General features: G+C 43.2%; 16 protein-coding genes. 10 read left to right on the top strand and 6 right to left on the bottom strand.

All coding sequences use genetic code 11. The features are described 5' to 3' along the window. Together FTV14_RS12765 and FTV14_RS12770 are read left to right on the top strand one after the other, a co-directional pair. A partial coding sequence (locus tag FTV14_RS12765; RefSeq protein WP_180054000.1) for an IS982 family transposase occupies positions 1-615 on the top strand: 615 nt, incomplete at its 5' end. A gap of 23 nt (positions 616-638) precedes the next feature. After that, complete coding sequence (locus tag FTV14_RS12770; protein WP_179993290.1) at positions 639-1682, top strand: type I secretion C-terminal target domain-containing protein; 1044 nt, start codon at positions 639-641, stop codon at positions 1680-1682. A gap of 102 nt (positions 1683-1784) precedes the next feature. On the opposite strand, the gene FTV14_RS12775 is transcribed toward FTV14_RS12770, so the two are convergent. Together FTV14_RS12775 and FTV14_RS12780 are read right to left on the bottom strand one after the other, a co-directional pair. After that, positions 1785-2240, bottom strand: coding sequence for a hypothetical protein (locus FTV14_RS12775; RefSeq protein ID WP_034706330.1), 456 nt, complete (start codon positions 2238-2240; stop codon positions 1785-1787). An 82-nt stretch (positions 2241-2322) separates the two neighbouring features. Then, the gene (locus FTV14_RS12780; RefSeq protein WP_159124294.1) at positions 2323-2931 is read right to left on the bottom strand and encodes a DUF805 domain-containing protein; all 609 of its coding nucleotides are present in this window, start codon (positions 2929-2931) and stop codon (positions 2323-2325) included. A gap of 526 nt (positions 2932-3457) precedes the next feature. Here FTV14_RS12780 and FTV14_RS12785 point away from each other — a divergent pair. Continuing rightward, positions 3458-4048 carry a DUF4142 domain-containing protein gene (locus FTV14_RS12785; RefSeq protein WP_179993291.1) on the top strand — a complete coding sequence of 197 codons (591 nt, stop codon included), beginning with the start codon at positions 3458-3460 and terminating at the stop codon, positions 4046-4048. A gap of 81 nt (positions 4049-4129) precedes the next feature. Here FTV14_RS12785 and FTV14_RS12790 read toward each other — a convergent pair whose 3' ends face one another. The 3 genes from FTV14_RS12790 to FTV14_RS12795 form a co-directional block, all read right to left on the bottom strand. Continuing rightward, positions 4130-5413, bottom strand: a complete 1284-nt coding sequence (locus tag FTV14_RS12790; RefSeq protein WP_004785102.1) for a ribonucleotide-diphosphate reductase subunit beta — start codon at positions 5411-5413, stop codon at positions 4130-4132. Positions 5414-5551: 138 nt separating this feature from the next. Further along, entirely contained in the window at positions 5552-5683 is a 132-nt protein-coding gene (locus FTV14_RS16080; RefSeq protein WP_257218527.1) for a hypothetical protein, read from the bottom strand. A 441-nt stretch (positions 5684-6124) separates the two neighbouring features. Then, positions 6125-8959, bottom strand: a complete 2835-nt coding sequence (locus tag FTV14_RS12795) for a ribonucleoside-diphosphate reductase subunit alpha (protein WP_179993292.1) — start codon at positions 8957-8959, stop codon at positions 6125-6127. Between the two features lie 569 nt (positions 8960-9528). On the opposite strand from FTV14_RS12795, the gene bfmR reads away from it, so the two are divergent. Together bfmR and bfmS are read left to right on the top strand one after the other, a co-directional pair. Then, positions 9529-10245: a response regulator transcription factor BfmR gene (bfmR, locus tag FTV14_RS12800; protein ID WP_004785097.1), complete on the top strand. Its 717-nt coding sequence runs from the start codon at positions 9529-9531 to the stop codon at positions 10243-10245. Positions 10246-10286: 41 nt separating this feature from the next. Continuing rightward, the gene (bfmS, locus tag FTV14_RS12805) at positions 10287-11963 is read left to right on the top strand and encodes a sensor histidine kinase BfmS (protein WP_179993293.1); all 1677 of its coding nucleotides are present in this window, start codon (positions 10287-10289) and stop codon (positions 11961-11963) included. A gap of 60 nt (positions 11964-12023) precedes the next feature. Here the strand turns inward: bfmS and FTV14_RS12810 are convergent, their stop codons facing one another. Further along, positions 12024-12380: a hypothetical protein gene (locus FTV14_RS12810; RefSeq protein ID WP_004785094.1), complete on the bottom strand. Its 357-nt coding sequence runs from the start codon at positions 12378-12380 to the stop codon at positions 12024-12026. Positions 12381-12954: 574 nt separating this feature from the next. Here FTV14_RS12810 and ndhC point away from each other — a divergent pair. The 5 genes from ndhC to nuoF all read left to right on the top strand — a co-directional run bounded on the left by ndhC (position 12955) and on the right by nuoF (position 17917). Further along, the gene (gene ndhC, locus FTV14_RS12815; protein WP_004785092.1) at positions 12955-13500 is read left to right on the top strand and encodes an NADH-quinone oxidoreductase subunit A; all 546 of its coding nucleotides are present in this window, start codon (positions 12955-12957) and stop codon (positions 13498-13500) included. A gap of 6 nt (positions 13501-13506) precedes the next feature. Continuing rightward, positions 13507-14187 carry an NADH-quinone oxidoreductase subunit B family protein gene (locus FTV14_RS12820; RefSeq protein ID WP_004785090.1) on the top strand — a complete coding sequence of 227 codons (681 nt, stop codon included), beginning with the start codon at positions 13507-13509 and terminating at the stop codon, positions 14185-14187. Positions 14188-14277: 90 nt separating this feature from the next. Then, a complete protein-coding gene (gene nuoC, locus FTV14_RS12825; RefSeq protein WP_034702039.1) occupies positions 14278-16065 on the top strand; it encodes an NADH-quinone oxidoreductase subunit C/D in 1788 nt (595 codons plus the stop codon). Between the two features lie 14 nt (positions 16066-16079). Beyond that, positions 16080-16589: an NADH-quinone oxidoreductase subunit NuoE gene (nuoE, locus tag FTV14_RS12830; RefSeq protein ID WP_004785086.1), complete on the top strand. Its 510-nt coding sequence runs from the start codon at positions 16080-16082 to the stop codon at positions 16587-16589. Next, positions 16586-17917, top strand: a complete 1332-nt coding sequence (nuoF, locus tag FTV14_RS12835) for an NADH-quinone oxidoreductase subunit NuoF (RefSeq protein WP_004785084.1) — start codon at positions 16586-16588, stop codon at positions 17915-17917. Before nuoE ends, nuoF begins: the two co-directional genes overlap by 4 nt. Position 17918: the final 1 nt, after the last annotated feature.

Here is a 17918-nt window from a genome sequence, read left to right on the forward strand (position 1 = left end):
CATCTGATTAATAGACATCAATTAGCTCTACACGCTTTACATGTGGCGCTAATGAAAGGCCAAGGTACACAATATTTATGGATTGATTCAACAACTCTGCCAGTTTGTAAAAATCAACGTATTCAACGCCATAAATCATTAGTCCAAATTGCATCACGTGGTAGAAACTCAATGGGCTGGTTTTATGGCTGTAAATTACATATTGTGATGAATCAATTTGGTGAAATTGCTTGTTCTGCTTTATCCAATGGACATTTGGCTGATATCAAAATGGTTGAGAGACTCGTTAAAGAGATGGAAGCAAAGTTGTATGGAGATCGTGGCTATATTAGTCAAGAACTGAAGAGTAGGTTGAAAGAGCAAGGTATTGATTTAATTACCTATCATCGAAAAAATATGCAGGCTATACAACTTTCTGAGTCAGATAAATATCACTTAAAACAGCGCAATAAGATAGAGACTTTATTCAGTTTATTGAAAGGTCAGTACAATTTAGTGACAAGCAAAGCACGTAGTGTTCATGGATTTCTAGGAGGGATTTACGCGTCCTTGTGTGCATATCAACTGATCTATAAAAATAAGCCAACAATTCAAATTATGAAGTCATCGGCTTAAGCAGGATTCGGGTTACTTTAGGATTGGGTACAGCATTAGATGCGCTTCTAAATGGAATTTTAGAAGGGGTAGATGGTGCAGGCCAGGCATTATTCGATAACCTGGTTGAACCACTAGTTAGCGATATTTTGCTAGATACCGTGCTTGAAGAAACTGGCCTAACGACTGGTTTAAATACCTTGCTCGGATCATTAAATGCATTGCTAAGTACTTTAGGGCTGGATGATGTTTTACCAGCTGTTGATGGCTTAATAGACCTGATCGCTCAAGAAGCCTTAAGTAATCCATTAACGCTATTTGGTGGAACCACTGCTGAAGTCTACGAAGTCAATGGAGAAATCTACCGTGCAACAGGCAATATTCAGGAAACTTCAGCCGACGGCACACAAGCGGATAATTGGGCGGGTGGCGTATTAACTGAGATTAATGGGCAGCCAGTAACTTTCGATTTAAGTGATGAAGGAGGTAACTTTACCCTTATCGAAGGGACATATGGTGAGCTCAAACTCTATGAAAATGGTAATTTCAGTTATGAATACAATAGTGCAGTAGGACAGGGCCCATTACTGAGTGAAGTATTTGAATATACGGTAACGCGTAATGCGGGACAGGCCGATCAGGAAAGTGCTTCAGCAAATCTGGTGATCAATATTGATCGCGTAAACCAGATTCTTAACTATGCCGACGATCCAGCAGATAACCTGTTACAGGGTGGCGCAGGTGATGACATCCTGACGGGTGGTGCAGGAGCAGACACAGCGATATATTATTTAATGAATAATGCTGATGCAACAGGCGGTAATGGTACAGATACCTGGACTGACTTCAATGCAGTTGAAGGTGATACCATCGATATCTCTGCATTATTAAGTGATCAGGCAGTAGATGCATCAAATCTGGGGAACTATATCACGCTCGAACAACGTGGAGATGATACAGTCGTGACGATCGATCGTGATGGTTCCGATACCGATACCACCTTTGCGCGCGCTGATTTGCTGATATTGCAGAATGTAGACAGTGCAACTTTACAGCTGGATGACATCATTAAATATAATCCAATCTGATCAGCAGGTTCAGAATGGATGATTTATAAAATTTTATGATGTCATTGAACTTCAATTAAAAAATCCCGCTTAATGCGGGATTTTTTAATTTTACATGGGCATTTAAAGTGTTAAAAACCAGATAGAAGCAGCAATGACGACAATTAAGATAACCAGAAAGATTTTTAGATTGGTTTTAGGATAAGTGGTGCTTAAGCTCGCTTTCGTAATTTCCTGACCTGCGGGATCATACAGAATCACCTTTTGTGCACTATTTTCATAACCTAATTCTAGCAGGGCACGCTGTTCAAGAGCTGTCAGACCCTCTTCAGGCATATCCATAACTTGCAGCAGCGTTGTAGAGCCCCAAAGTTTTTGAACAATTGAAGTAGATACCAGCTGTTTTAGGGTGTCTGAGGCAGCATTAAAGTCGGCAATGATGCTGCGTTCATGCGCATAGGGAACGGGAGGCACCATTGTTTGCACAATCGTGCCCTCATTGTCCATCAGTTGCATTTTATCTTTATAAATTTGCACCCATATTGCATTGGGAAGTTTGGATAACTGATCTTGCAGCATGAATTGCCTACGTATTGCTTTGATATTAAATTAAATAATCTATAAACATATCCCGTATCAAGACGGGATATGTAATGTTCCATTACTTGGCAGGAGCACCATATTCATTATTTTCTTTTTTGGTATCACTTGCCCACCAGATAATGAGTAAAATGGCTCCTATCCCTGTCAGTACAAGCAATTGCCACCATCCAGAGCGTCCAATGTCATGCAAGCGACGTGCCCCTACAGCCAGACTTGGGAGCAGAAGCGCTAAATTTAGCAGGCCATTCACCAAAGGCTTGGTGCCTAAAACTGCATCAATGGCTTCACTAATAATGCTTAAAATTACACAAAACAGCATAAAGAACCAAAATTCTTTACGGCGTGCACGACCTGAAAAGTTTGCATAATTGGTTAGACATTTTACGAACCAATCGATACTGCTGTAATTCTCTTCAGCCTGATCCAGATTGGAATATTTATTAATCTGATTGCTAATGCTTTCTCCCAGATGAATCGAGTTTCCCAAAGCCAGATAAATATCTGCTGCCTGACCGGTTGAGTTAACAATAAAATCAACCCGGTCACCGCGTGAAGGAGGGCGTTGTCCACGCCAGTCTGCACCGCTAAAACTGTAGCGGTTGTTATCATCCCCTGTGATAAAACCCGTATTATCTTGAATAGAAAAATCCAGGATGGAACCTTTCATAAGCCCTCTCTATTTATCTTCTGGCTATTATGGATTTGTATAAATATTATTCATATATGGCCGATAGTAACATAGGAAATTTATTTTGAGATCAAGCTTTTATAAAAATATTTAGGTAATAAATTTTCACTATCTAAAGCTAGAAGTTCTGATTAATAAGAAGTTGATTTAGCCGATAACGAATAATTTAGTTAAATTTAGATTTTCTTAATTTGTTGAATAATAAGGAATGATTTAATGGAGCAAAACTAAGATAAGTTTAATAAGGCTAAAAATATACTGAAATTTATAAAATATAATTTAAATCAATAACTTAATTAATTTTAGTATTTTATTCAATATAAATATATTGCGAATTTTTACGTAGAGTTTGAATAAGAAACTAATCCCCAACAGACTTTGCTTAAGTTAATAAATGCTTATATATTGATCTCATAAAACAACTTAAACATTACACTGTTTTTTTAGTGAATTCACCTATTTTATAAAGGCTATTTTAATTAATAAAACATTAAAGGGTGTCATGATGAAAGCTATTCCAATGAAGAAGATGATTAACTGCGTTGCGATGAGTGGTGTATTGCTATTCACTGCTGGTCAAACAATGGCAATGAATCAGCAATCTTCAACTGCTGCTCAAGCAAATTCTAAAGCATCAAATGACAGCCGAATGAATTTAACTGAGAGCCAAGTGATTAAGGTTGTAAGTACGGTCAATAACGGTGAAATTAAACAGGCAAAAACAGCTTTGCCAAAACTTAAAACAGATGACGCACGTAAGTATGCGCAAATGATGATTAGCGAACATACAGCGAACGAGAAAAAAGGCCAGGCTCTGGCAGACCGTTTAAAATTAACTCCTCAAGCAAGCAGTCTCAGTACGGCATTGCAAAGCGATAATGACAAGATTGTTACTGACCTGAGCAAGCCATCTGCAGCCGATAAAGACTATATGATGAGTCAGGTTGAAGTACATCGTAAAGCCCTGAACACTTTGGATACACAATTGATTCCAAGTGCGAAAAATGCGGAATTAAAAAGCATGTTGACGCACACCCGTACTGCGGTAGCGACACATCTGAAAAAAGCTGAACAAATCGTTGAAAAGATGAAATAAGTTAAGCATTCATCCAATAAAAAAACCGCCATTTTAGGCGGTTTTTTTGATCATAATACTTTATATATTATGTGATATTTCTTACCAGCTTAACGCGCCACCAGTTTGATAATCTGTTACGCGAGTTTCGAAGAAGTTCTTCTCTTTACGTAGATCCATCATTTCTGACATCCACTGGAATGGATTGTTCACACCAGTAAACTGTTCAGGCAAGCCTAACTGGCTCAAGCGACGGTTACAGATAAATTTCAGGTATTCTTCCATCATACCGGCATTCATGCCCAATACACCGCGTGGCATCGTGTCACGTGCATATTCGATTTCAAGCATGGTGCCTTCAAGGATCATCTGAATCACTTCTTGCTGGAATTCAGCAGTCCACAGATGTGGGTTCTCGATCTTGATCTGGTTGATCATATCAATACCGAAGTTCAGGTGCATAGATTCATCACGCAGGATGTACTGGAATTGCTCAGCAACACCATTCATCTTGTTACGACGACCCATAGACAGAATTTGGGTGAAACCGCAGTAGAAGAAGATACCTTCAAGTACACAGTAGAATGCGATCAGGTTGCGAAGCAAGATCTGGTCGTTTTCTGGTGTACCGGTTTTGAAAGTAGGATCACTTAGAGATTGTGTATATTTCAGGCCCCAAGCCGCTTTACGTGCAACTGATGGGACTTCGCGGTACATGTTGAAGACTTCACCTTCGTCCATACCTAAAGACTCGATACAGTACTGGTAAGCATGCGTATGAATCGCTTCTTCAAATGACTGACGCAGGATGTACTGACGGCATTCAGGGTTGGTGATGTGACGGTAGATCGCCAATACCAGATTGTTTGCTACTAGTGAATCCGCGGTAGAGAAGAAACCAAGTGAACGCATCACGATGGTACGTTCATCTTCAGTCAAGCCATTTTCAGACTTCCACAACGCGATGTCGTGGTTCATGTTGATTTCTTGAGGCATCCAGTGGTTCGCACAACCATCCAGATATTTCTGCCAAGCCCATTCGTATTTGAATGGCACTAACTGGTTCAAGTCAGCACGGCAGTTGATCATACGTTTATCATCAACCTGTACACGCTGTGCGCCCATCTCAAGTTCTTCAAGACCAGGCGCAACGTCCAGTTGGTCTAGGGAAGCAGATGCTCTTGCCAGTGAATCGGTTGAATTTGATCCTGCGCTTCGAGGGGCTGCAGCGGGTTGTGCAGCTGCCACATTCGACGATGTGTTGCTTGCATCAGATACCATCTGCGGATTAGCCGTTTTTTTCGGCTCGACGGGCGTAGGCTGCTGTTCAGGTGCAGCCGGTTTTTGCGAATCATCTTCGAAATCGTCCCAACTTAGGATAGACATATCAATTCTCTCTAGTTGCTTTATATCTTTTATTAGACATCCAGCAGTGCTGAGATGTCTTACTATACGCTCAATTTGTGTAAACAAAATTAAGTTTTGTCGATGAATGCTCTGAATTTGTTCAGAGATAAATCCCCACTACTTATTTTGTTTACGCTGTTGCTGGCGAACTTTAAACCAGAAGTAAGCAATCGGTGCGTAAAAGGTAATGGCAAAGGAAAGGATCAATGCCACAAGTCCTAACATGTAATTGTGAGTCATATGGGGCATTGAGGTTTCCTTTATTGTTAAATATTAAATCCTCCCCAAACCCATCCTTTAATAAAGGAGGGGGATTTCCGTGAATTCTTTTGCTTACACGGAAGTCCCCCTTTGGAAAAGGGGGATTTAGGGGGGATTTTGTATTAAGTAACTACCTGAGTAGTTGACTTAAGATTTTTTATGTTTTGTTCATTTGCTTGGTTTATCGAAACCAATATTGCAACTGAGCAAGGTAATAAGCATGTGAAGCAAAAAATCTGAATTTCCTTGCGTACAATGCGAACTTTCTTTTTAAATTCTTTAAGCTTTTTCGACATGTTCTATTCCTTTACGGAATCAATCATGACGAATTAGCAAAAGTGAGTTCTTATGCTAACCGCTCATAAGAATCAACCATTGCTAATTCGCAATATAAGAGATAAATCTCGGTTGATTCCTAATCCAGCTAACTTACTGACAAGCCTCACAATCAGGATTATCAATTGAACATGCTTGTGGCACTGGCGCTGCTTGAGTGAAACCTTCTTCCTCTACAGGCGCTTCAGGTTTTTTCTCTTCAACCACTGGCGCTGCAACTACAGGAGCCGCAACAGTTGCAGGTTTAACTGCATTCAATGCACCAGTATTAATGGTTGATTTTTCAGCAGAAGTTGCACCTAATGCACGTAGGTAGTAAGTGGTTTTCAGACCACGTAACCAAGCCATCTTGTAAGTGATGTCCAGTTTCTTACCGTTTGCACCAGCGATGTACAGGTTCAGAGATTGCGCCTGATCGATCCATTTTTGACGACGAGAAGCAGCATCTACGATCCAGCGTGGCTCAACTTCAAACGCAGTCGCAAAGATCGCTTTCAATTCTTCAGGAATACGAGAAATCTTTTGTACTGAACCTTCAAAGTGTTTCAGGTCATTGACCATCACTGCATCCCAAAGACCACGTTCTTTCAACGCACGTACCAGGTACGGGTTGATCACTGTGAATTCACCAGACAGGTTAGATTTCACATACAGGTTCTGGAATGTAGGCTCAATGGATTGAGACACACCACAAATGTTCGAAATAGTTGCAGTTGGCGCAATCGCCATCACATTCGAATTACGCATACCGTCTTTTTGAACTTTGGCACGTAAAGTGTCCCAGTCCAGACGTTGTGTGCGGTCTACTTCAAACATGCGTTCTGGACGAGTTTTCGCAACCAGGTCAAGTGAGTCGATTGGCAGAATACCTTGATCCCACAGTGAACCTTTGAATGTTTCATACGTACCGCGTTCAACAGCAAGGTCACTTGAAGTTGAAATTGCGTAGTAAGAAATCACTTCCATTGATTCATCAGCAAACTCAACCGCAGCGTCAGAACCGTAAGCCATACCCATTTCGTAAAGCGCATCCTGGAAGCCCATGATACCCATACCGACTGGACGGTGTTTCAGGTTCGAGTTACGTGCTTGTGGAACTGCGTAGTAGTTGATGTCGATCACGTTATCGAGCATACGAACCGCAGTTTTTACTGTACGAGCCAGTTTTTCACGATCCAGCTTGCCGCCTTGAATGTGTTGTACCAGGTTGATCGAACCTAAATTACATACTGCGATTTCTTCTTTGCTGGTGTTCAGGGTGATTTCTGTACACAGGTTAGAAGAGTGAACCACACCTACGTGTTGTTGTGGTGAACGCAGGTTACATACGTCTTTGAACGTGATCCATGGGTGGCCTGTTTCGAACAGCATAGACAGCATTTTGCGCCACAAATCTTTTGCACGGATTTTCTTGTGCAACATGTTTGTTTCTTTGGCAATGCTTTCGTAGTAAGCATAACGCTCAGCGAATTCTGCACCAGTCAGATCATGAAGATCAGGCGTTTCAGAAGGTGTGAACAGTGTCCATTCAGCATCTTCGAATACACGTTGCATGAACAGGTCAGGAACCCAGTTCGCAGTGTTCATGTCGTGAGTACGACGACGGTCATCACCCGTATTCTTACGCAGCTCAAGGAATTCTTCGATATCCAGATGCCAGGTTTCCAGGTATGCACATACCGCACCTTTACGTTTACCACCCTGGTTTACTGCAACAGCAGTATCGTTGGCAACTTTAAGGAATGGCACCACACCTTGAGACTTACCGTTTGTACCTTTAATGTAAGAGTTCAGGGCACGAACTGGAGTCCAGTCATTACCTAAACCGCCTGCCCATTTAGACAGCATTGCGTTATCACGCATCGCGCCATAGATGTCAAACAGATCATCATCAATTGTAGTTAAGTAGCAGCTAGATAACTGTGGACGTAGCGTACCTGAGTTGAACAGGGTAGGCGTAGACGCCATGTAGTCGAAGCTAGACAATAAGTTATAGAACTCGATTGCACGGTCTTCACGGTTATCTTCGTTCAGGGCAAGACCCATAGACACACGCATGAAGAACAATTGCGGCAATTCGAAACGCACGCCATCTGAGTGGATAAAGTAACGGTCAAATAGGGTTTGCAGACCTAGGTAAGTGAACTGGTTTGAACGTTCTGGTTGAATCGCTGCAGCCAGCTTAGCCAGGTCAAAGTTTAACAATTCAGGTGAAAGAAGCTCTAACTCAATCCCTTTTTTCAGGAAAGTTTCAAGTGCATCACCTTCATTAGTATCAGTGGATAGACCCAAGAACTCTAAACCGGTAGCCACCAGGTCATCACGCAACAGACGTGCAGTCACATAAGTATAGTTAGGTTCTTGCTCAATACGGGTACGAGTTGCCATCATCATGGTTGTAGAGATGTCAGACTCTTTTACACCGTTATAAAGGTTTTTTACGGTCTCATCGACAATCGCCTGTACGTCGATCCCTTCAAGGCCTTCAGCAGCACGAGTCACAGTCGCAGTCAATTCGCTTAAGTCAAGCGGCTTTAACTTACCTTCTGCATCAGTGACTTGCAGTGTAGGGTGATGGTTGGCACCTAACTGTTTGCGCGCTTCAGAACGTTGTTCACGGTAGATGACATAGGCACGTGCAACTTTCTGTTCGCCAGTACGCATCAGCGCAAGTTCAACCTGATCCTGAATTTCTTCGATATGGATCGTGCCACCCGATGGTAAACGGCGTTTGAATGTATTCAGAACCATTTCCGTTAATTGTTCGATACGGTCGTGTATACGGCTCGAATCTGCACTTTGCTGGCCTTCTACTGCCAAAAATGCTTTTCCAATTGCAACAGAAATTTTTTCTGCATCAAAAGCGGCAACATCACCGGTGCGTTTAATCACCTGAAGTTGACCCGGAGTGGACGTGATTACGCTCATGTTAGCATAGCTCCATTGTCATCTATTTTTATGTTTATGGACCGTTTGAACTGGGCAAAAATCGTGCCACAGTGTTCGAGGAATAAACACAAGACCTAGTGGTTATAAAATTAATTGAACACAAGATACGGGAAAATTTAGGGTAGATCAATATTGACATTTTGCTAAATATTTTTCTGAAGTTTTATCTTAATCTTTTGCAAAAAGATCCCAATTTTTATTGATTCTTGCATAAGCCTTATCCGGCAAGGCATAGCATATCAAAGCTGGCAAAAAGTGCTTATAGATAACATTGTGGATAACTAAAAAGGCCTGAATCAACTAGTCACATTTTGTTCAGATTAAGCTTTAATCGATGCAAATAAGCCGACAAACGGTAGTTAAGTGCACATTCGAGTGAAATGTGCACGATAAAATATTACAAAATGCTACTTTGATGTATTGGTTTGGTGAACGCTATCTTGTTTACAATGTAAACGTGTGTATATTGCAAGCATATTAAAAACGTATCTATTGGATTTCAAAAGGATACGTCCGTAGCATGCGTCCATCAAATAAAGGGGCAACACATGAGCCAAGAAGAAAAGTTACCTAAAATTCTAATTGTTGAAGATGATGAGCGTCTTGCTCGTTTAACACAAGAATACCTCATCCGTAATGGTCTTGAGGTTGGGGTAGAGCCGGATGGCAACCGTGCTATTCGTCGTATTATTGCTGAGCAACCAGACATGGTGGTTCTAGATGTCATGTTGCCAGGTGCTGATGGTTTGACCATCTGCCGTGAAGTTCGTCCACATTATCATCAACCGATTTTAATGCTGACTGCACGTACTGAAGATATGGATCAGGTCTTAGGTCTGGAAATGGGTGCAGATGACTATGTCGCTAAACCGGTTCAGCCGCGTGTCCTGCTGGCTCGTATTCGTGCTTTATTGCGTCGTACCGACAAGGTGCCTGAAGATGAAGTGGCTCAGCGCATCGAATTTGATGACCTGGTGATCGACAATGGTGGTCGTTCAGTGACCTTAAATGGTGAGCTGGTTGACTTTACCAGTGCAGAATATGACCTGTTGTGGCTGCTGGCTTCAAATGCGGGCCGCATCCTGTCACGTGAAGATATCTTTGAGCGTTTACGCGGCATCGAATATGACGGTCAAGACCGTTCAATTGATGTGCGTATCTCGCGCATTCGTCCAAAAATTGGTGACGATCCTGAAAATCCAAAACGTATTAAAACAGTACGTAGTAAAGGTTATCTATTCGTCAAAGAAACTAACGGTATCTAATCGGTGCCTTTAGCCGCCTGAATAAACAGGATAATTAATAGGTGTTTAAACACAGTATATTTTTGCGGATATACGCAGGCCTGGTCATGCTTGTGGTCCTGGTGGCAGTATTCAGCTATCTGCTGGTACAGATCATCAACTACCAGCGTGCGCAGGAGTATCGTGAATCCCTGACTAATGGTATGGCATATATCATCAGTGAGGGGGTTGCGAGACAGCCTAATCTGCAGCAAAAGATGGATTGGGTTTCAGATGCGTCTGATCTGTTGGAATTGCCGATCTACTATGTCGAAGCCAGTAAAGTGGATATTACCCGAGCGGAAGGTCGACGTCTGGCTGACCGTAAGGCAGTCGTGCGTTGGGATGCCAAAACCGGGGTAGCTTATATTGTCATCGGGCTACGTGATGATCCAAGTCATTATCTTTATATTAAGGCGGATAATATTACTGAACGTCAGATGAAGGCTTTACCGGTCTTTATTCTGGATTATCTGGTGTACTACCCAGGTCAGGAAAAAGAATACCTGAAGCGAATTCAGGATTATTTCTCTTATCCAATCTCGATCGAAAATGTCCAAAGCCTGCCACTAGATTCCGAGCAGATCGGACGTTTGCGTCTGGATCACAGCATTATTTTATATCGTGATAGTGCCTCAATTCGCGGCACTACAATTTCGATCATTTCTCCTATTCCTAGCTCGACGTCTGAAGTGCTGGTGATGGGGCCAGTGCCGTTATTTAACTGGATGCCATTCCAGTTAGCTGCCGGAATTACCTTATTGAGCCTGTTTGTCTTAAGTCTGGGGATTTATGGTCTGCTGGTGCCAATGCAACGTAAACTGCGTGAAGTGAGCTATGCCCTGAACAAGATGAAAACCGGGAACATGTCATTGCGTCTTCCGGTGGAGGGCAGTGATGAGATGGCGACGCTGGCTTCCAGCTATAACAATATGTCGGACCATATTCAGCGCCTGATTGAAGCGCAGCGTGAATTGATGCGTGCTGTATCGCATGAGCTGCGTACACCGGTTGCCCGTATCCGTTTTGCTGTGGAAATGATGGCAGATGAAGACGACTATGATTATCGCTTGCAGCAGGTTGAGCAGATCGATAAGGATATTGAAGCCTTAAATACCTTGATCGATGAAATCATGACCTATGCCAAACTGGAACAGGGCATGCCTTCAATTGAATTTGAAGATATTGATCTGTTTGAAGTGTTGGAGCAGGTGGCCGTCGAAACAGATGCTCTAAAAACTGGCAAAGAAGTTGAAGTGCTGCCAATGTCAGTACCTGTAACCGTAGAAGCTGAACGACGTTACCTGCATCGTGTGGTGCAAAATCTGGTGGGTAATGCAGTACGCTACTGTGAGCAGAAAATCCTGATCAGCGGCGGACTAGATGCTAAGGGCATGGCGTATATCTGTGTAGAAGATGATGGTCCGGGGATTCTAGAAGCTGACCGCGCCCGTATCTTTGAAGCTTTTGCCCGACTGGATGATAGTCGTACCCGTGCTTCAGGGGGGTATGGTTTGGGCTTGTCTATTGTCAGCCGGATTGCTTACTGGTTTGGTGGAGAGATTCAGGTCGATCAAAGTCCGACACTGGGTGGTGCACGCTTTATCATGATTTGGCCAGCCAGCCGTTACGGTAAAAAAATCAAGCAAAAACCGATCGAAAAGCTGGAAAAAGCTGAAGTGTCAGATCAGTCAGAATAAGAGTTTAGGTGAGAAAAAACGATACATAGGTATCGTTTTTTTATGGCTATTTAAAGGGGATTATTCATGGATGGTAGCATCCGGTTCAATCAGTGGCTTGCCTTCTTTCAGGCTGTTTAAGGCATCAGAATTGAAGTTGATCAGTAGCTTGTTATTTTTAACATCTACCTGATAGCTTTGGATTAGCTTCTGGTCACCAGATAAGGTTTCAAGCTTGTACTCATCGGCAATATTCATAATACCGTCCAGGTTAATGCTGGAAGAGGCATAGTCTGTCTGGAAAAGTTTATGAATATCCCCTAAGTCAAAGATTGCATTGCTGGCATCCTGATGTTTTTGGATATAGCTTTCTACATGTCGCATCAATAATTGAGCAAAGAAAAAATAATCAGGTTTATGGGTAAATCGTAGAGACATGCATGGACTCCTTATTGTTACTTTATAAATGTCATAGTGTGTTTAAAAATAGAAATATCATAATCTGAATCAAACTGTTGGACGTGTTGCAAAAATACACAATTGCTCTTTTAAGGCTTACCGAGAGCGGGTAGAAAAGGGGGGCTTCTAATTGAATGACAACATTCATGTTAAACATCTTTTAAAAACACACTTATTTTCCGGAGCATGATGCAAAGGTGAAATGTTTTTAATTGATTCTTTATAAGTTTCGTTTCATTGGGTGGGTAGCCAGCCACTGTAAAAGGAGTGAGGCTTAATTATGCATAGCTTTAAAAGTCTATCTGGGTTTAGAAAAAAATAATGGAAATTTAAACTTTAATTTAAAAAAACGATCGGTTGAGATTCTATGAGCTTAAAGCCAGAATAAAATTAGGAATGTCTAAAAAATCATCCAAAAGACTAAGGCTTATAAACTAGCAAGTGAAATCCAAAATCAGGTACAATTGGCGGGATTAATTTTGTGTTTGGTGTATTTGAAGGCCAATACATACATTCTTTGTTAATAAATCGGCCTGCCAGGAGTTATCCCCGCATGAGTGCCATTACTCCATACGAATGGGCAATTATTGCCTTCGTGATCGGCGTTACATTTTTATGCGTCTTTATGCTCACTGTCCCATTACTCCTCGGGGGTAAATCATGGGGCCGTGCCAAGCAGGAGCAGTTTGAGTCAGGCGTAGTCAGCGCAGGTGGAGCTCGTATCCGCTTGTCTGCGAAATTCTATTTAGTTGCAATTTTCTTTGTAGTCTTCGACCTCGAAGCACTTTACCTGTATGCATGGGCATCTTCTGTTCGTGAAGTAGGTTGGATTGGTTTTGCAACTGCAGCTATCTTTATTTTGGTTTTACTTGTTGGTTTGGTTTACGAATTATCGACAGGCGCACTGAACTGGGCACCTTCAGACAGACGTAAAGCAGCAGGATACAAAGCTAAAATTGGTTCGCCAAATATGGATCTTGCAGAAATTACGCGCTTCAACTCAGTTGAAGAATTGGTTATGGATCCAACTGGTCAAATCCCAGCTCAATCATCTGGTCTTGTGAAAAAATCACAAGTTCAACCCTCTGATAAGGAGTAACTCGGGATGAAATATACATTAACCCGTGCGAATCCGAATGCTGATGAATATCCACTTCAAGAGCGTATCGTTGTAGAAGATCCGCTTCTAGAAGAAGAAGTGAATAAAAATGTGTTCATGACTCGCCTAGAGGATGTAATGCACACAGCAGTGAACTGGGGTCGTAAGAACTCAGTTTGGCCATTTAACTTTGGTACATCTTGCTGCTACGTTGAATATGCAACGACTTTGACCGGTGTACATGACTTGTCACGTTTTGGTGCCGAAGTTATCCGTGCTTCACCGCGTCAGGCAGACTTGATGATTGTAGCAGGTACATGCTTCGTGAAAATGGCTCCGGTAATTCAACGTCTGTATGAACAGATGCTTGAACCGAAATGGGTGATTTCAATGGGTGCGTGTGCGAACTCAGGTGGTATGTACGATATTTATTCAGTCGTACAAGGTGTGGATAAGATTATTCCGGTAGATGTATACGTTCCGGGCTGCCCACCACGTCCTGAAGCATTGATCCAGGCTTTAATGCTGTTACAAGACCAAATTCAATTAGAGCGTCGTCCGCTGTCTGCGGTAATCGGTGATGATCTTAAGCCAGTGTATAAGCCAAAGATGATGCCGGAACGTGACCGTAAGAAAGACCAGCGTGTGGCTGTGAAGAACTTACGCTCTATGGATGAAATTAAATAATTTAAACGACCGGTTTTTTGTTGTGCACCCGCTATGGGTGTAGTTGTCGTTTAGGTTGACTGAATTTGTATTAAATAGGAAGCCAAGCCAATGGCTGAAACTGACATTGCTATGCCAGAATCAACAGCAGTTGATTCACGCCCAGCATTTGCCATCATTGAAGAGCTCAAAACCAAGTTTGGTGAGAACTTCTTTGTGCAAACAACTTTCGAGGATTTCCCGACAGTTTGGGTTGAGCGCGCACGTGTACAAGAAGTATTGATGTTCTTGCGTACCGTGCCACGTCCATACGTGATGCTATTCGACTTGTCTGCAGTAGATGAGCGTTTACGTACGCACCGTGACGGTTTGCCTGCGTCAGAATTCACAGTGTTCTATCATTTATTATCTTTAGAGCGTAACTGTGACATTCGTATTAAAGTTGCATTAAGCGACAGCGATCTGAATATTCCGACCGCAACGAATATCTGGCCAAATGCGAACTGGTATGAGCGTGAAGCTTATGACATGTTCGGCATCAATTTCGAAGGGCATCCAATGCTCCGTCGTATCTTGTTGCCAACCTACTGGGAAGGTCATCCGCTACGTAAAGAATATTCTGCACGTGCGACTGAATATACTCCGTATATTCAAGACAAAGCCAAGCAGGACTTTGAACAGGAACATCTACGTTTCGTGCCAGAAGACTGGGGTCTGAAGCGCGGTAATGCAGATGAAGATTTCATGTTCCTGAATTTGGGTCCTAACCACCCGTCTGCGCACGGTGCGTTCCGTGTAATTTTGCAGTTGGATGGTGAAGAAGTGAAAGACTGTGTGCCAGATATCGGCTATCACCACCGTGGTGTGGAAAAGATGGCTGAACGTCAAACTTGGCATTCATTCATTCCGTATACTGACCGTGTGGACTATTTGGGTGGTTGTGCTCAAAACATGCCGTATGTGATGGGTGTGGAACAATTGGCAGGCATTACTGTGCCAGACCGCGCACAATGTATCCGTGTCATGATGTCGGAATTGTTCCGTATCAATAACCACTTGCTGTACATCGGTACTGCGATTCAGGATGCCGGCGGTATGACCCCAGTATTCTATATGTTCGCTGACCGTCAGAAAGTGTATGACATCGTGGAAGCGATCACCGGTTACCGTATGCATCCAGCATGGTTCCGTATCGGTGGTACTGCACATGACTTGCCAAATGGTTGGGAAAAACTGGTTCGAGACTTACTCGACTGGATGCCTAAGCGTTTGAATGAATACTACACTGCAGCACTGAAAAACTCTGTATTTGTGGGTCGTACCCGTAATGTGGCTCAGTACGATGCGAAATCTGCATTGGCATGGGGCGTAACAGGTACTGGTCTGCGTGCTACAGGTATCGACTTTGACGTACGTAAATACCGTCCATATAGCGGTTATGAAAATTACGACTTCGAAGTACCGGTTGAGTACGAAGGCGATGCATATGCTCGTGTGATTGTTCACTTCCGTGAAATCGAACAGTCACTGAAAATCATTAAGCAGTGTCTAGAGAATATGCCATCTGGTGCGTACAAAGCGGACCATCCGCTGGCTGTTCCACCACCAAAAGACAAAACATTACAAGATATTGAAACCTTGATTACGCACTTCTTGAGCGTTTCTTGGGGTCCTGTAATGCCTGCAGGTGAATCATCTGTGATGGCAGAAGTGGTGAAAGGTGCGTCGACTTATTATCTGACTTCAGACAAGTCAACCATGAGTTACCGTACCCGTATTCGTACACCAACTTTCACGCATTTACAGCAAATGCCTTCTGTGATTAACGGCAGTCTTGTATCTGACTTAATCATTTATTTAGCGACAATCGACGTCGTAATGGCTGACGTGGATCGCTAAGGGGTAAACGCATTATGATGATTTTGACTGATAAAAAGCCACGTGTGAATGTTGAAGGGATTTTAACTTCGGAAGAAATCCACGAAATTGAACATCACATTGGGCATTACCCTTACCCACGTGCAGCGTGTCTTGATGCGCTGAAGTGTGTACAACGCCGTAATGGCTGGGTAGACGATGCTCAAATGAATGCCATCGCGCAAATGCTCAGCATGAGCCTTGCCGATTTGGAAGGGGTTGCAACGTTCTATAACCGTATTTACCGTCAGCCAGTGGGTCGTCACGTAATTTTACTGTGTGACTCAATTGCATGTTTCTTGATGGGTGCGGAGACTTTAGCAGAAGCATTCCAGCGTGAATTGGGTATCCAGTTCGGCCAAACCACAGCGGATGGCCGTTTTACCTTGCTTCCAATTTGCTGCCTAGGTAACTGTGATAAAGGTCCAACCCTCATGATTGATGAAGATACTCACGGTCTCGTGGAAGTAACATCAATTAAACAGTTATTGGAGAAGTATGTATGAATACCGAACCAAAACCAATTTATGGCGACGGTAACCCGGAAACGCATCCACTGACTTGGCGTCTAAGCAAACAAGCAAATGTCCGTCATGTCGATGACTATGAAGCGCTTGAAGGCTATGCAGGCTTTAAAAAAGCCCTGTCTATGACACCGAAAGAAGTGCTGGAAGTTGTAAAGGCTGCAACCGTAAAAGGTCGTGGTGGTGCAGGCTTCCCGGCAGGGATCAAATGGTCGCTGATGGCGCCAAATGACAATTCAGGTCCACGTTACCTGATTTGTAATGCCGATGAGATGGAACCAGGTACCTTCAAAGACCGTCTGTTGATGGAAGATCTTCCGCATCAGCTGATCGAAGGTATGCTGATTGCAGCTTATACCCTTGAAGCAACTCAAGGTTATATCTTCATCCGTGGTGAATACATCGAAGCGGCGAAGTACCTGAACGAAGCACTTGAGCAGGTTCGTGCCAAAGGTTACCTGGGTGACAACATCCTGGATTCTGGCTGGAGCTTCGAGTTACACGTGCATACCGGTGCGGGTCGTTATATCTGTGGTGAAGAAACTGCATTGATTAACTCGCTTGAAGGTCGCCGTGCAAACCCGCGTACCAAACCGCCATTCCCGCAGGTTGCAGGTGCTTGGGGTCGTCCTACGATCGTGAACAACGTAGAGACCTACAACAACTTGCCAGCCATCATGTTGCGTGGTCCAGAATGGTACATCGGTCTGTCTGCAGGTAAATCGAAAGATCCTGGCACAAAAATTTATGGTGCTTCAGGTAAGGTGAAATTCCCAGGTCTATGGGAACTGCCATTCGGTACCACTGCACGTGAAGTGATTGAAGAACATGCCGGTGGTATGCGTGACGGCCTGAAGCTGAAAGCATGGTTACCCGGTGGTGCATCAACTGACTTCCTGGCTGCCGAGCATATCGATCTTCCGATGGATGCGGAAAGCATCATGAAAGCAGGTTCACGTTTAGGTACCTGTCTATTGATGGTGGTTGATGAAACTCAATGTATGGTTTCAGCAACCCGTAACCTCGAAGAATTCTTTGCGCGTGAATCATGTGGCTGGTGTACACCTTGCCGTGATGGCTTACCTTGGGCGGTGAAAGCGCTTAAAGCACTTGAAGATGGTACTGGCAAGAAAGAAGATATCGATCACTTACAAGAACTGACTCGTAAGCTTTGGATTGGTAAAACTTTCTGTGCTCACGCACCAGGTGCTATGGAACCGTTAATGGGCGCACTCAAACATTTCCGTGGCGAATTTGAAGCGAAAGTCGTAAATGCTGCCGCTCAAACCCGCAACGTAGAACAAGCTTAAG

It is taken from the genome of Acinetobacter sp. YH12236 (assembly GCF_013417645.1).
GTDB lineage: Bacteria > Pseudomonadota > Gammaproteobacteria > Pseudomonadales > Moraxellaceae > Acinetobacter.